Genomic DNA, 14,873 nt, shown 5'->3' on the forward strand with positions numbered 1-14,873 from the left:
CGATCAGCAATCAACCATCAACTACATGTCAGACAAAAAACGCATACTGATTACCGGCGGCGCCGGCTTTCTAGGATCTCACCTCTGCGACCGTTTCTTGGCGGAAGGTTACCATGTTATTGCCATGGACAACCTCATCACTGGTAGCCTCGCAAACATTGAGCACTTGTTCGGCCGCGAAGAATTCGAGTTTTACCATCACGATGTATCAAAATTCGTGTTTGTTCCTGGTAAGCTCGACTATATCCTGCACTTTGCCTCGCCCGCGTCGCCTATCGATTATCTGAAAATTCCGATTCAGACGTTGAAGGTAGGTTCGCTGGGTACGCACAATCTGCTAGGCTTAGCCCGGGTAAAGAATGCTCGCATTCTCATCGCCAGCACCTCCGAGGTGTATGGTGATCCCGAAGTTCACCCTCAAGTGGAAGAGTACTTCGGCAACGTAAACCCTGTGGGTCCGCGCGGTTGCTACGACGAGGCCAAGCGTTTTCAGGAGGCCATTACGATGGCTTACCACACACACCATGGCCTAGAAACGCGTATTATTCGCATCTTCAATACCTATGGTCCGCGCATGCGTCTAGACGACGGCCGGGTACTGCCAGCTTTCTTGTCGCAAGCATTACGCGGCGAGAACCTAACGGTGTTCGGCGACGGTTCCCAAACCCGTTCGTTCTGCTACGTAGACGACTTGGTTGAGGGTATTTACCGATTGTTACTCTCCGACTATCCGCTTCCCGTGAACATCGGCAACCCGTCCGAAATCACGATCAAGGAGTTCGGAGAAGAGATTGCTAAGCTAGCTGGCGTAGAGTTTAAACCGGTTTATCAGCCGCTGCCGCAGAATGACCCCATGAAGCGGAAGCCAGACATTACCAAGGCTAAAGAAATTTTGGGTTGGGAGCCGAAGGTAGATCGTGCTGAAGGCCTGCGTCGTACGCTTGAATTCTTTAAAGAGCACGTGCCAGTAGCTTAAATCTTTAATAGCTTAATTAAAAAACCCCAACCACCGGTAGGTGGTTGGGGTTTTTTAATATTTTATATAAATTTACCAATTATTTCTCTGCCGCGCACTGTCCTCACCTATGCAAAATGACCACTCTTGGAGCAAGCCACACTTAATTGAATTTCCAAGGATTGGCAACCCGCACGAGGGGTATATATCCGTGGGGGAGGGTGGCGGAAAAATTCCTTTTGAAATCAAGCGTAGCTTCTGGACCTATTTCACGCCCGAAAGCATCGTACGGGGACGTCATGCACACTACCGAACCGAACAGGTGCTAATAGCCGTTACCGGGCGCATTGTGGTGTTTACTGAGCTGCCGGATGGCGAAATTCTTACTTTTCCACTAGAGCGAGCAGACGTCGGCGTGTACATTCCGCCAAACGTTTGGCATACGATGCAGTACTCGCACACCGCTGTACAGTTGGTATTCGCCTCATCATCCTACAACGAGAAGGACTACATCCGGGATTATAACGTGTTTCGGGAAACATGGGCGAGGTAATAGAAGCGCTAATAGTTGCTCGTAGCGCAAAGCTATTTTTCTATTCGCCTTATGCCGGCTTGCGCACCCTCGATACCACGAAACAACAAGAGTTGTTTGGTATTGGAAAAGCTAGGTCCTTCACGACTCATCCCCAGCACTACTTGTTTGAAGTAGTGTCACCGGCTGGGCCTATCCAATTTTTGTATCAGCTTTTATCGTGGGATACTGATTTTTTTGGCGCTCCTAGCTATAAGCTGTTCACGGTTCTATTCGCCGATAATACATCACTGGAAGCATTAGCTCACGCGGCCGAAGTATTCAAAAAGGAGCTACAGCAGGCTCGCTTCTATTGTTTCGCAGATATACCTGCCGAAGATAGCAAGCTTATTCAGGCGCTTACTAGTGCTGGGTGGCGTTGCGTAGAAAATAGACTGACGTACTTCCACGATGCCGTTGCCACCTTCCAACACAGTCGGTATTCTGTTCGCAGCGCGCGCGCAGACGAAGCGGCTCACCTAGGGGCAATAGCGGCCACTGCTCGCAATGAGTACGACCGATTTCACGCCGATGGTTGGTTCGGGCCAGTGGTAGCCGATGCTTTTCTGGCGCGCTATGCATCCGCCGCTGTGCTTGGCTACTGCGACCAAGTGTTGGTCCCAAATGAGCCAGGGTTTCCTGTTGATTCCTTCTTAGCTATCAGCGATTTGAATTCCGATGCTGCTTATCTAGGCTGTGGCTTCTCGCGCGTTGTTCTGGCAGCCGTGGGTATCGCTAATCGGGGCTGGCACTTGAAGTTAGTCGCCGAAACTATTCAGCGTGCCCATCAGCTCAACCAACGCTATGTGTTGATGACCACGCAGGCCACTAACCGCGCCGTATTCCGGACGTGCGAAAAACTGGGTTTTAAGCTAGGTGGGTGTAGCCACATCCTGGCCTGCTCCAACTGACCTGAGGTACGGTATCATGTCTATTCCCTTTCTGTCTTTCGGACCACAAAATCAGCAAATACGGGCGCAGGTGCTAGCTGCCATGGCACAAGTATTTGACTCGGAGTGGTACGTGCTAGGTGAAGCTGTAAAGCGCTTTGAAGCCGAGTACGCCGTTTTCAATCAAACGGCTGCCTGTGTAGGGGTTGCTAATGGCTTAGATGCCCTGCACCTAGCTTTGCGTGCGCTCGGTATTCGCGCTGGCGACGAGGTGCTGGTACCATCCAATACGTACATCGCTACCTGGCTGGCCGTATCGATGGTAGGTGCTACGCCAGTGCCAGTCGAGCCGAACCTTGCCACCTACAACCTAGATCCGGCGCGGCTGGAAGCCGCTATCACACCACGCACTCGCGCTATCCTACCGGTGCATCTGTATGGGCAGGCCTGTCAGATGTCGGAAATTATGGCTATTGCGACAAAGTACAACCTACATGTAGTGGAAGATAATGCACAGGCTCAAGGCGCATCCTTCGGCGGACAGCCAACGGGAAGCTTTGGGATACTCAACGCAACCAGCTTTTATCCAGGTAAAAACTTAGGTGCCCTAGGGGATGCAGGCGCCATCACCACGAACGATACAGACCTAGCACAGCAACTGCAGGCCCTGCGAAACTACGGTTCGCAGCAGAAGTATTACAATGAAGTGCTTGGCTACAACTCCCGACTGGATGAGCTGCAAGCAGCCGTACTGAGTGTCAAGCTGCCTTTCCTGACTGAGTGGACGCAGCAGCGCCAAGCCATTGCTGCCCAATATCAAGCAGAACTTGCTGGTATCCCGGAGCTGCATTTGCCTGTTGTGGCTCCGGATGCCACGCACGTCTACCATCTGTATGTAGTGCGTTCGTCGAAGCGCAATGCTCTGCAGCGCTATCTAGCTGAGCAAGGCATCGGCACACTTATTCACTACCCTGTTCCTCCTCATTCACAAGTAGCCTACAAAAACCTAGGCTATCAAGCGGGCGACTTTCCCGTGGCTGAAGAAATAGCAGCTACCTGCTTGAGCTTGCCGCTGTGGCCGGGTATGAGTCACGAGCAGGTGAAGACTATTGCGGAGCATATTCATTCTTTCCACCACAAGCATGAGTAAGGTGAAAGAGCGGGTAAGCGCACCTCTGATCAGTAGCACCCAGCAGGAGAGAAAGGTAAGTAGAGTCTGGATGGTGCTGTTAGCGCTGACTATTTTACCTTTTTTACTGTTAGCCTGCTACACCTATCCGAGCATCCATGACAACTATTTGACAGCCAATGCAATCCTTCGTGGTGGCCGTGCGCACTATATAGTTAAGACTTACTATACCTGGAGTGGACGCTACTCGGAGCTCGTATTGAAAGCCTATCTGGAGCCATTGACTTACCAAAATGCATGGCAGTTAGAAAAAATAGGTGCTGTTGGTGTCATTCTAGGCTTTTTCGCTAGTATTTATGGCCTATTGAAGGTGTTAGCCAAGGAGAAAAAAATAAAGTCTCCTTTCGCTAGTAGTCTGCTACTCTTTACTTTATTTCTTAACGGTCTTTCAAGCGTTGGACCAGTCTTTTACTGGTTTGATGGCTATACTGCCTACACAGCGGGCATTATCATTTTCTTGATGTTGCTGAGTTGTCTAGCCGCGATGCACCAGACCCAGCGCAGTAGCTACGAACGCTTTTTTTATTTCGTAGGGGCATGTCTAGCTACTATCGTCGGAGTAGGGACCTATGAAACTGTGTTGCTAGCTCTCGGCTGGCTGCTTTCAACGGGCCTAATCGTAACCTTCAAACAGAAGGGGAGTACTCGCTGGTGGTGGCTGTCGTTGTTTCTACTATGGCTGCTGAGTGCTTGTTTCTCTCTGAGTGCTCCCGGCAACCTCAGCCGGGCTGCTACTGCGTTGCCTAGCGATACCCATCTATTCGCTGTTGGCCGCATCATGGTCTCTGGGGTAAAGAGTCTTTATTTTATGAGTAGCATGCTCCTAAGTTGGAGCAACAATTTGCTGCTGATACTCGGAACCATCGTTCTGCTACCGTTTGTGACTCACCGCCAACAAGAGTGCTCTAGCTTTTTAAGTATTCCCAAGGCACGACGCGTAATCAGCCTATTACTTTGGTTAGTAGCCGGATTAAGCGTGTGCATTTTCCCTTCTATCCTTGTTTATCAGGACGTCTGGGAACATACTTGGCAGTGCGTTTACGGCTTTTTCCTTTTAGGCTGGGCATTTAGTGCCTCAATAGCCTTTCGTTGGTTACGACCTAGGTATGCCATATTCGAGCGGGCTCTTACAGACAAAGTGCAGCTGGTTTGTCGGATAGCATTTCTATTGATCTGTTTCGGCGGAAGCAATAGTAATACGAATATCGCCTACTTGGACCTAAAGTTTCGTGCCCCTGAATACTATCAACGCACCTTGCAACGCACACTCGATATGCAACAAGCTCAATACTCAGGTAAAGTTGGACGTGTTGCATCAGTTCTTTCCGCCCCAGAGAGTTATAAACAGCCAAAGATCCTGTACACAGTACCTTATAACGATAATGATGTAGTTGGCTTTGCGCATTATTATGGAGTAGACAGCGTGCTAGCACAACCTTAAAGGAACAGTCCCTGCAAGTGGCTGCATTGCATCGTTAGGCTGCTTACTTTTACTGCCTATGCCTACGCTTTCTATCGTCGTTCCGTGTTATTTTAACGAGGCGAACATTCCCGTTACTGCCCACGAGCTGATTGCTAACGAAGCCCTGTTCCCGCCTGAGGTCGCCTTTGAATACGTGATGGTCGACGACGGTTCACGTGATGGTACTTTGCAGCAGCTACTGCTATTCCAGGCCGCGCATCCCGATAAAGTGCGAGTAGTAGAACTCGCTGGCAATGTAGGGTCATACAATGCTATTGTAGCCGGCATGGAGTACGCTACAGGCGACTGCCTAGCCATCATTACCGCTGATATGCAAGATCCGCCGGAGCTGATGGTACAGATGTACGACTATTGGAAAAAAGGATTGAAGCTTATTATTGGCAACCGACAAGACCGGGAAGAGACAGGTATACAAAAGCTCTTCTCCAATGCTTTTCATGCGTTGATGAAGCGTATTGCTCTCCCCAATATCCCCGACGGCGGCTTCGACTTTGTTTTCTTTGACCGGCAAGTAAGTGAAGAAATACTGCGCATCAAGGAGCGCAATAGCAATATCTTCTACCTAATGGTCTGGCTAGGTTACCCTTATGTCAACATTCCCTATGTGCGGCGCAAACGCAAGCTCGGGAAGTCGCGCTGGACGCTTCAAAAGAAGGTAAAGCTCCTGATAGACTCTATTATGGCTTTTTCCTTTTTTCCAATCCGCGCAATTTCTGTGCTCGGTATTCTGCTTGGTTTAAGCGCATTGTTTTACGGCATCTACCTGGCGGTGCTGCGTACTATTGGTGATATACAGGTCGAAGGTTGGACGGGCCTGATGGTCGTCATGTTGTTCGTCGCGGCCTTCCAGATGATAGCGCTAGGTATTATTGGGGAGTATGTGTGGCGTGGGTTGGATGCCACTCGTAAGCGGCCGTTGTATGTAGTACGACAGGTACATGGACAGCAAAAGGAGGCACAAAACCTACCCGACTAGCTTCCTAGTACTACGTTTTCGATAGCTCGTTCTACCGTGCTATAAAATGATATACTATTATTAGTCAGATAGTTGCAGCTTATTATGAAATATTAGTAAGCACAGATGGCTTGTTTATTGGAGAGCCGCCTAAGAGGAGAAATCGTTGCTAACACCATGCATAAAATCGTGATAACAGCGCTTGGTTTTGTTTTGATTAACTTTGTGCCCCCAAATAGCCTCTTATAGTTCACTGTGGATTCTACTAACGTTTTAACCAAACCTGAGCGCCCAACACTTCCATCTGTAGAGTCAGAGGAGTGGACCGAGGTCATCCAGCCCCGAACTAATTTGCTGGACCTAGGGCTAAAAGATGTATGGCGCTATCGAGATTTAGTAATGTTGTTTGTTCGTCGTGACTTTGTCTCGACTTATAAGCAGACGGTGCTAGGACCAATCTGGTTTTTCATTCAACCGCTGCTGACTACTATTACTTATGTTATCATTTTTGGTAACGTTGCTAAGCTTTCCACTGATGGTTTGCCCATGATGGTCTTTTACCTCTCCGGTATCACCATCTGGAATTACTTTGCTCAGACGTTGACAAATACTTCTACTGTCTTTCGTGACAATGCTGGTATGTTCGGTAAAGTATACTTTCCTCGGCTTACTATGCCCTTATCTATTGTTATCTCAAACTTGGTACGGTTTGCCATTCAGTTCGGGTTATTCGTTATTGTGTGGCTGTACTATTTGCTGAAGGGAGGAAGTGGCATACATCCTAATTGGTTCATTGCGCTTACACCTGTTCTGATAATAATTATGGGGTTGATGTCTCTGGGTTTAGGGATGATTTTCAGCGCCATGACCACCAAATACCGAGATCTGGCAATGTTGCTGGCGTTTGGCGTACAATTATTAATGTATGCTACACCAGTTATCTATCCTCTATCCAGTATTACAGGAAAATATCGTCTGCTCATTTTAGCTAACCCTATGACGTCAATCGTAGAGTCGTTCCGCTACGCCTTCTTAGGGTCTGGTACATTCGCGTGGAGCTACCTGGTATATAGTTTAGCGTTCACAATAGTTATTCTACTAACAGGTATCATCATCTTCAACCGCGTACAAAAAAGCTTTACTGATACGGTATAAGGCAGCTTTTACTGCTTTTTATTTTGCTTCTCAATAAGCCGAAGACGAATGAGTGATATTGCGATAAAAGTAGAAAACCTAGGTAAGCTTTACCGTTTGGGTGAAGTAGGTACGGGTACGATAAGCCAGGATTTAAATCGCTGGTGGGCCAGAGTGCGTGGCAAAGAAGATCCTTTCGCTACAATTGGAGAAACTAATGATCGTACAAGTAAAGGTACCAGTGATTTTGTTTGGTCACTGAAAGACGTAAATTTTGAAGTAAAAAAAGGAGAGGTGCTTGGGATAATCGGTCGTAATGGCGCCGGTAAATCTACTTTGCTTAAAATTCTTTCGAAAATAACAGCGCCAACTACAGGTAAGATTAAAATAGATGGCCGTATTGCTTCTCTGTTAGAAGTAGGCACTGGTTTTCACCCTGAGTTGACAGGTCGAGAGAATATCTTTTTGAACGGTGCTATATTAGGTATGAGCAAAGCCGAAATCCGTAGCAAGTTCGATGAGATTGTAGACTTCTCTGGAGTAGAACGCTACATCGATACTCCTGTCAAGCGATATAGCAGTGGTATGTACGTGCGCTTAGCCTTTGCAGTATCTGCTTTCTTAGAACCAGAAATCTTAATTGTAGATGAAGTATTAGCCGTAGGCGACGCGGAATTTCAAAAGAAGTGTCTGGGACGAATGAAAGATGTAAGTGTGAATGATGGCCGGACTATATTATTTGTTAGTCATGATATGAGCGCTATACAAAGACTATGCACTCAATCTATCTTGTTGAATAAAGGAGTAGTCGGGTTCTCAGGCTATACTGGTAAAGTAATAGAGAAGTACTTAACGGAAAATCATCAAAGTGCTTCCTTGAAATGGAAATATAAAGGTGATATGTCGAAAGTGTCCTTGAAACTTATTTCGGCTGAAATTAATGAAATATCTGCAGGAGAAAAGAATATTAGCATAGAAATTAGTTTGACTTATTTTCATAATTTAATCCATAAAGATTCATTTATAGCAGTTGATTTACACGATAGTAGAGAAAATGTATTGATGCAAGCGCTGCCAACTTTAGATAAATTCTTAAAATTTAGAAGTAATGAGTATTCTAACTATAAATTGTCTATTGAGTTACCTCCATTAATTCCTGGAGAGTATTTTGTGAGTTTTTGGGCAGGGTCTCATAACGATCAAACAATAGATTTTGAAAACGAGATTTTGCGTTTTGAGATTGTTGAATCACCAACTGAAGGTAGACTCTTTCCACACACAACAGACCACGGCTATGTTGTTCCATTCTCAAGTATTGCTCCCAATAACTAAAACATACGGAGTTTGTTTCTTCTAAGGATCAAAAAGATGTCTACGCTTAAAATTGTGAAAAGAGTTAATAATCTCTTTGCTGTATGGAGTTTAACAGATGCTTTTAGACTGGTAATAGGAAGTCGTCTGAGTAGCTTTAGAAATGATAGGTTTAGGAAATTAGTTAATGATAGAGATAATATTGAAGAGCTTAGGAATAGCAATTATAATGTTGTAAAAAATAATAACTACTTTACTGTTGAAGACGGTCTTAATAAAATATTTTGCAGAAGATTCTCAAGTGACCTTGATGTTGTGAAACAAATTTTTGTTCAAGATGAATTTAAGGATTTGTTTAAAATAATCAATCAGAATAATATATGTGTGAACAGTATAATAGACGCTGGTGGCAATATTGGTTTGTCGACAATTAAATTTAGTAACGTATTTCCAAAATCAAAGATTATTACTATAGAACCAGATGCTGATAATTTTAAAGTCCTGCAGAAAAATGTTAAGGCAAATAACGTTTCAGCTATATTAATTAAAAAAGGGATATGGAATAAGTCATGTAAACTTTATTTTGACAGATCCTTTAGAGATGGTAAAGAATGGTCTATTTCTCTGACTGAAGAAGCCAATAGTTCGGATTTTGTGGAAGCAGTAAGTATTAATGATATAGTTAAAGATTATTCTTTAGAAGAGATAGATTTGTTAAAGATCGATATAGAAGGTGGAGAAAGGTTTATATTTAATGAAACTGGTTTTGGCTTAGAATTCCTGAAAATAACAAAAATTGTTGCAATTGAAATTCATGATGAGTATGATATAGAAAATAAAATATTAGATATTTTGAAAAAAGATTTTTCAATAAGTCGTAGTGGTGAATATGTTATCGGAGTTAGAAAATAATTGGGTGTAAATAAAATTTTAATACAATTGATTTTATGAGAGGCGTTTCTGTAATAATCTGTTGCTATAACAGTGCTAAAAAGCTGCCTCAGACTCTAAAGCACCTAGCAGATCAGCAAGTAGACAGCAACGTTGAATGGGAGTTAATCATTGTAAATAATAACTCCAAAGATCAAACAGTAGCAGTAGTACAAGAAGAGTGGGCAAAGTATACCTCGTCTGTTACATGCACTATTGTTAATGAAAGTAAGCCCGGATTGTCTTTTGCAAGAGAAGCAGGGGTGAATAAGGCTAGATATGATATACTAATTTTCTGTGATGATGATAATTGGTTAAATAGTAATTATGTGCAGACTGCTTATGGTATAATGCAGGACAACTCATACTTTGGCATTGTAGGGGGAAACAATACAGCAGTAGCAGAGAGTGACTTTCCCTCGTGGTTTGAGGAATTAAAATCAGAATATGCTTGTGGAACACAAGGTGACAAAGATGGCGTCACGAAACGGTTCTATATATGGGGAGCAGGCATGGTAATAAGAAAAAAAATATTTGAAGAGCTTAAAGAGAAACAATTTACGTCACAGCTGTCAGATAGAAAAGGTGTAGAGTTGTCTTCTGGAGGAGATTCTGAAATATGCTTTGGAGCAATACTTCTTGGGTATGAACTTGCTTATTCATCCAAACTTCAATTAAAACACTTTATGTCCTCTGATAGATTGCAGTGGTCATATGTAGTGAGATTGATGCTTGGACATGCTAAAGCATCATACAAATTAGCATATTATTGGGACTTACTAGATAATAGAAACTATGACAAAAAGTGGAGCACTAGCCTCTTCAAAAGAAGCAAGATGTTCCTAGAGAAAGAAGGTGTTTATAGTATATACCATTATTTAAAATCTCATAAAAAGGTAACTGATAAGTTTAGCTTGTCATATATGGTAAGATTGCAGTCATGGGTTGAACATATGGAAATGTATGATAAATATGATGATTTTATAAATTATTTAGAAAACTTGAAAAAAATTCGTGTAAAAAAATAGTAAAAAGATTGATGCTAACTATTATTGATCTTATTCAAAATTAAACTCGTTCCAATAATATAAAATATACTATACTTGAAGGAGAGCATCTGCCTATAGTTGGTGATAAAACTGCATTATATTTCAAGCATAACGGTGTATCAACGATACTAGCAGATCATTTAGCTATGACACACTTTGTTATTTGTATTTAATTATTTTTCATTTTGTTATGCTATTTTGCAGAATTGCATCTAATTTTGTTTTGCTATCTACCCTAACTGTTTTTCTTGTATGAGTACACTGCCATTAATATCAATAGTTACACCGAATTTTAATGGCGGTGAGTACTTAGAATCAACAATTTTATCGGTACTAGAGCAAAGTTATCCTAATCTTGAGTATATAATAATTGATGGTGGTAGCACAGATAACTCTATTGAAATAATAAAAAAGTATGAAAGTAGAATATCGTTTTGGGTAAGTGAGCCTGATCATGGTTTATACGACGCTATACAAAAAGGCTTTGATAAAGCGTCTGGTGATATAATGGCTTGGATAAACTCGGACGATATGTATCATGCTAAAGCATTTTTTACAGTAGCCGAAATATTTTCTTCTTTTAAAAATGTGCATTGGTTACAAGGTATTCCGACCACATTTGATGAGTATGGAAGAACTGTTGCCTGTGCTAGTTTACAAAGGTGGTCTAAGTACAATTATTATATATTTAACTATGAGTGGATACAGCAGGAATCTGTGTTTTGGAGTAAAGAATTATGGAATAAGTCTGGGAGAAAAATGAATACCAATCTAAGATTAGCTGGAGACTTGGAATTATGGCTAAGATTTTTTCGTTATGAGAAACTCTATGTGACACCAGCTTTAATAGGTGGATTTAGACAAAGATCAAAAAATCAATTGTCCTTAGATTCACTGAATGAATATAGAGGGGAAGCAGATAGCTTGATAAAATCTGAGGAGTTAAGTAAATTGGACAAAAGAATAATAATTTTGTATAATATTTTAAGTAAGGTTGCGAATTTTATTCGCAAGTCTAGAATATTTAATGTTGATTTTATTGTAAATTATTATGAAAGAAAATATTTTCATTATCCTTCTGTTATAAATTTTGATAGGATTTATCAGAAATTTAAAATTTAACTTTTTTATCGCTTAACAAAATAAATTTTGGAAGGACTGATACTGAAATATAGCTTAAGATCATAGTTGTCTTGGTTTAGTGTTCGTTTTTAATAAGAAGTCATGAAGTTAGTTGATAATACCCTTTTTCCTGAAATACATGGAAAGGAAGGTTGGCCATGGATGGCTGCTGGCGTAGCGATTTCTGCAATAACTAAAGAACTGCCTAAGATTTCTATAATCACACCTAGCTACAATCAAGGTCGGTATTTAGAAGAGACAATACGGTCTATTGTGTTGCAAAACTATCCTAATTATGAGATAATAATAATTGATGCAGGTAGTACCGACAGTACATTGGATGTGATTCATAAATATGAGCCCTGGATCACCTATTGGGTAAGCGAAAAAGACAGAGGCCAAAGTCACGCAATTCGCAAAGGCTTACAGATTGCTACGGGTGATATTGTCAATTGGATTAACAGTGATGATATAGTAGCTCCTGGTGCATTTTATGCTATTGCCAATGAGTTGGATTTGTCAAATAAAGATGTTCTGTGCGGCTATTGTGATTACTTTAAAGGTGAGTTAGAGAACTTAGATTTACGTAATATGCGAATGGGGTTATCGAGTACAGTTGGAGATACTATCTTAAGCCATAAAATAAATCAACCTTCTACGTTCTTCAAAGCTTCAGTAATAAAGGAGCTAGATATAGATGAACAATTTCATTATACTATGGATCTTGATCTATGGTATCGTTATTTGTTAAAGACTGGACAGGATAGAGTATCGTTTTCGGATAAGCTCTTGACGTATTTTCGTTTGCATGAGACTTCCAAATCGGTAGCGGAAAATATGCGTTTTGAAGAAGATATTCGCAAGGTGTTTTACAATATAGTGTTAAGTATTGATAATACTCCTTCATTACTTAACTTCATGAGACGTAATATATTGGACTTTAAGAAATTTAGCCCTACAAAATATCCTGTAAACATCCCAGTGGCAGAGTTAGATTCGTTCATGCGCTATTTCGCATGGCAAGCTGTACAGTATTACAATGAGATGAAGGATTTCGCTTCTGCTGGCGCGTGTTTAGCTGTCGTTCGTAGAAGTAGACATCCTCTTAATGCTACATTAGCTCGGCAAATAGTTAAGCATAATATTCTGCCTAAATTTTTGCTTCGGTGGTTTACCCGTTCTTAGCTGAGTTGTTCAAATAATGGAGTTAATCAGCATTATTATTCCTTGTTTTAACTATGGTTGGGCTTTAGCTGAGACATTATCGTCAGTACTAGCCCAAACTTATCAGCAATGGGAGTGTATTGTGGTGAATGATGGTTCACAGGATGATACAGAGCAGGTTGCCCGTAGCTTTATTAAGCGTGACAAAAGGTTTAAGTATATATATCAGACCAATACAGGAGTATCTCGGGCCCGCAATAATGGTCTGCAACACGCGCGAGGAACGTACATCCAGTTTTTAGACGCTGATGATTTACTGGCTGATCGAAAGCTTGAGGTTCACTTAAATTATTTATTGCAGAATCCACAAGTTGATTTAGTTTATGGGCCAGTAAAGTACTTTGACAATGGCTGCTTTGGCTCATTTAGAGAGTCACTAGATAAATCACTTATTCCTTGGATGCCCAAGGTAAGTGGGAAGGGGTATGGTATACTCTTTCGCTTAGTGAAAAGTAATATTATGGTAATTCAATCACCCTTGATAAAGAAAGCTTCTTTGGATAAGACGGGCCACTTCAAAGAAGGAATGCGTTATAATGAAGATTGGTATTTATGGATAAAGTTTGCACTAGCTGGCATGCACATGGTCTATGATGATGCAGTAGAAGGTCTTTCCTACGTACGCGTACACGAAACAAGTGCTAGCTACGATAACATCAAAATGGTAATAGGCGAGCGGGAAATGCGCTTGCTACTAAGAACTGATCTTGCTTCCAAAATTTATGTTGATATAGCTCAATATAATATGGATAGGTTGATTGAGCTAAGTCAACGCTTAGGGAGCATGTATTTCAATGATAAGAAATTTAGAAAAGGAATAGAGCTCTTTCTTTATAATGCCCGTGTTACAGGTAGTTATCTAGAAAATCTGAAGCACATACTACATTACCTTAAAAGGGGTTTAATAAATTTAATTTAGCTTATTTATGAGAGCATAAGCATGAGAATAGCATTTGTTTCGTTGCTAAGAGTGCTTCCCTGGGGTGGAAGTGAGGAACTATGGTTCAGAACTGCCAAACTCGCACTAGCAGAAGGGCACGAAGTCTACTCTCTCACTCAACAATGGGAAGCTATTCCTGGTAAGATTGCTGAACTGGCAAAAGCAGGGGCTGATACAACATTCTATCAAAGGGCGAACTACTCTTTATTAGATAGAATTAAAATAAAAGCTAGGTTGCAGAAAAGTGTCGCGAATGTGATACCTGCAGTCGATGCTGATGTTTACGTCATGTCTAGCGGAACGGTACTGGATTGCCTAGCTCAAGCTGACATTGTAAACGCTGTTACGAAGACTGGGAAGCCTTATCTTATCATCAACCAGCACAACTTTGAGAACGGTAATATTCCTACTCTAGAGCAGGTAGAGTACGTTGTTCGCTATTTCAGCGGAGCAAGCAAAAACTTCTTTGTTGCAGAGAGAAATTTGGAGAGCGCCGAGCGGCAACTCGCGTGTCTTATTCCTAACACGCAGGTTGTAAGTAATCCTATTAATATTACAACGCCAGCTATAAAACCCTTTCCTGCTTCAGAAACGTTGTTGATGGCCTGCGTCGCCAGATTCGATTGTGCCTTCAAAGGGCAGGATATTTTGCTAGAGGCTTTAGCAAGCAGTACTTGGAAGAATAGGGCTTACCATCTTAAGCTATATGGTTCAGGTCCTCACCTTAGGCATATTGAAAAGCTTATTGGGCTCTACGAGCTTCGGGATAAAGTAACCATAGTAGGCCAGGTCAGCGATATAGACCAGATATGGGAGACAAACCAGGTTTTGGTTTTACCCTCACTGAGTGAGGGCACACCGCTGGCACTTGTGGAAGCAATGCTGTCTGGCCGGGCTGCTCTAGCCACCGACGTGGGAGACAGTGGACGCTACGTTATTAGTGCTAAAACAGGGTTCCTAGCCGATGTGGCTTCCGTGAAATGCCTGACGCAGTGCCTGGAGGATCTTTGGAATAATAAGGCTAACCTTGAGGGAATGGGCAGAGATGCCTTCCACCATGCTGTAAGCATCACTGACATTCGCCCCGAAGAAACCTTATTGAAGTTCATCACTGAGTAGA

14 protein-coding genes are annotated in these 14,873 nt (G+C 42.3%); all 14 read left to right on the top strand.

What is annotated here, in order from left to right; translation table 11 throughout:
* Nucleotides 1-25: 25 nt before the first annotated feature.
* The 14 genes from BXP70_RS14975 to BXP70_RS15040 all read left to right on the top strand — a co-directional run bounded on the left by BXP70_RS14975 (nucleotide 26) and on the right by BXP70_RS15040 (nucleotide 14,872).
* The gene (locus tag BXP70_RS14975) at nucleotides 26-976 is read left to right on the top strand and encodes a UDP-glucuronic acid decarboxylase family protein (RefSeq protein WP_086594905.1); all 951 of its coding nucleotides are present in this window, start codon (nucleotides 26-28) and stop codon (nucleotides 974-976) included.
* 109 nt (nucleotides 977-1,085) lie between these two features.
* Nucleotides 1,086-1,508, top strand: coding sequence for a sugar 3,4-ketoisomerase (locus BXP70_RS14980; RefSeq protein ID WP_086594906.1), 423 nt, complete (start codon nucleotides 1,086-1,088; stop codon nucleotides 1,506-1,508).
* The gene (locus BXP70_RS14985) at nucleotides 1,496-2,437 is read left to right on the top strand and encodes a GNAT family protein (protein WP_086594907.1); all 942 of its coding nucleotides are present in this window, start codon (nucleotides 1,496-1,498) and stop codon (nucleotides 2,435-2,437) included. Before BXP70_RS14980 ends, BXP70_RS14985 begins: the two co-directional genes overlap by 13 nt.
* A gap of 16 nt (nucleotides 2,438-2,453) precedes the next feature.
* Nucleotides 2,454-3,566 (top strand): DegT/DnrJ/EryC1/StrS family aminotransferase, encoded by a 1,113-nt coding sequence (locus BXP70_RS14990; RefSeq protein WP_086594908.1) that lies wholly within the window; start codon nucleotides 2,454-2,456, stop codon nucleotides 3,564-3,566.
* Nucleotides 3,559-5,046: a DUF6056 family protein gene (locus BXP70_RS14995; protein ID WP_086594909.1), complete on the top strand. Its 1,488-nt coding sequence runs from the start codon at nucleotides 3,559-3,561 to the stop codon at nucleotides 5,044-5,046. Before BXP70_RS14990 ends, BXP70_RS14995 begins: the two co-directional genes overlap by 8 nt.
* Nucleotides 5,047-5,104: 58 nt before the next feature.
* A complete protein-coding gene (locus BXP70_RS15000; protein WP_086594910.1) occupies nucleotides 5,105-6,064 on the top strand; it encodes a glycosyltransferase family 2 protein in 960 nt (319 codons plus the stop codon).
* Between the two features lie 234 nt (nucleotides 6,065-6,298).
* Nucleotides 6,299-7,198 (top strand): ABC transporter permease, encoded by a 900-nt coding sequence (locus BXP70_RS15005; RefSeq protein WP_245849644.1) that lies wholly within the window; start codon nucleotides 6,299-6,301, stop codon nucleotides 7,196-7,198.
* A gap of 48 nt (nucleotides 7,199-7,246) precedes the next feature.
* On the top strand, nucleotides 7,247-8,509 hold the full coding sequence (locus BXP70_RS15010; RefSeq protein ID WP_086594912.1) for an ABC transporter ATP-binding protein: 1,263 nt from the start codon (nucleotides 7,247-7,249) through the stop codon (nucleotides 8,507-8,509).
* Nucleotides 8,510-8,545: 36 nt separating this feature from the next.
* Nucleotides 8,546-9,400, top strand: coding sequence for an FkbM family methyltransferase (locus tag BXP70_RS15015; protein WP_143436516.1), 855 nt, complete (start codon nucleotides 8,546-8,548; stop codon nucleotides 9,398-9,400).
* Between the two features lie 35 nt (nucleotides 9,401-9,435).
* Nucleotides 9,436-10,446 carry a glycosyltransferase gene (locus BXP70_RS15020; RefSeq protein WP_086594914.1) on the top strand — a complete coding sequence of 337 codons (1,011 nt, stop codon included), beginning with the start codon at nucleotides 9,436-9,438 and terminating at the stop codon, nucleotides 10,444-10,446.
* Nucleotides 10,447-10,719: 273 nt separating this feature from the next.
* Entirely contained in the window at nucleotides 10,720-11,589 is an 870-nt protein-coding gene (locus BXP70_RS15025) for a glycosyltransferase family 2 protein (RefSeq protein WP_086594915.1), read from the top strand.
* Nucleotides 11,590-11,691: 102 nt separating this feature from the next.
* Nucleotides 11,692-12,774, top strand: coding sequence for a glycosyltransferase family 2 protein (locus BXP70_RS15030; RefSeq protein ID WP_086594916.1), 1,083 nt, complete (start codon nucleotides 11,692-11,694; stop codon nucleotides 12,772-12,774).
* Nucleotides 12,775-12,790: 16 nt separating this feature from the next.
* Nucleotides 12,791-13,732, top strand: a complete 942-nt coding sequence (locus BXP70_RS15035) for a glycosyltransferase family 2 protein (RefSeq protein ID WP_086594917.1) — start codon at nucleotides 12,791-12,793, stop codon at nucleotides 13,730-13,732.
* Nucleotides 13,733-13,753: 21 nt separating this feature from the next.
* Nucleotides 13,754-14,872, top strand: a complete 1,119-nt coding sequence (locus BXP70_RS15040; protein ID WP_143436517.1) for a glycosyltransferase family 4 protein — start codon at nucleotides 13,754-13,756, stop codon at nucleotides 14,870-14,872.
* Nucleotide 14,873: the final 1 nt, after the last annotated feature.

The organism is Hymenobacter crusticola (assembly GCF_002154225.1).
GTDB lineage: Bacteria > Bacteroidota > Bacteroidia > Cytophagales > Hymenobacteraceae > Hymenobacter > Hymenobacter crusticola.

Excerpts from the sequence above, each read along its gene's own strand:
- BXP70_RS14975 (WP_086594905.1), top strand. The coding sequence starts at position 26 with ATGTCAGACAAAAAACGCATACTGATTACCGGCGGCGCCGGCTTTCTA.
- BXP70_RS14980 (WP_086594906.1), top strand. The coding sequence starts at position 1,086 with ATGCAAAATGACCACTCTTGGAGCAAGCCACACTTAATTGAATTTCCA.
- BXP70_RS14985 (WP_086594907.1), top strand. The coding sequence starts at position 1,496 with ATGGGCGAGGTAATAGAAGCGCTAATAGTTGCTCGTAGCGCAAAGCTA.
- BXP70_RS14990 (WP_086594908.1), top strand. The coding sequence starts at position 2,454 with ATGTCTATTCCCTTTCTGTCTTTCGGACCACAAAATCAGCAAATACGG.
- BXP70_RS14995 (WP_086594909.1), top strand. The coding sequence starts at position 3,559 with ATGAGTAAGGTGAAAGAGCGGGTAAGCGCACCTCTGATCAGTAGCACC.
- BXP70_RS15000 (WP_086594910.1), top strand. The coding sequence starts at position 5,105 with ATGCCTACGCTTTCTATCGTCGTTCCGTGTTATTTTAACGAGGCGAAC.
- BXP70_RS15010 (WP_086594912.1), top strand. The coding sequence starts at position 7,247 with ATGAGTGATATTGCGATAAAAGTAGAAAACCTAGGTAAGCTTTACCGT.
- BXP70_RS15015 (WP_143436516.1), top strand. The coding sequence starts at position 8,546 with ATGTCTACGCTTAAAATTGTGAAAAGAGTTAATAATCTCTTTGCTGTA.
- BXP70_RS15020 (WP_086594914.1), top strand. The coding sequence starts at position 9,436 with ATGAGAGGCGTTTCTGTAATAATCTGTTGCTATAACAGTGCTAAAAAG.
- BXP70_RS15025 (WP_086594915.1), top strand. The coding sequence starts at position 10,720 with ATGAGTACACTGCCATTAATATCAATAGTTACACCGAATTTTAATGGC.
- BXP70_RS15030 (WP_086594916.1), top strand. The coding sequence starts at position 11,692 with ATGAAGTTAGTTGATAATACCCTTTTTCCTGAAATACATGGAAAGGAA.
- BXP70_RS15035 (WP_086594917.1), top strand. The coding sequence starts at position 12,791 with ATGGAGTTAATCAGCATTATTATTCCTTGTTTTAACTATGGTTGGGCT.
- BXP70_RS15040 (WP_143436517.1), top strand. The coding sequence starts at position 13,754 with ATGAGAATAGCATTTGTTTCGTTGCTAAGAGTGCTTCCCTGGGGTGGA.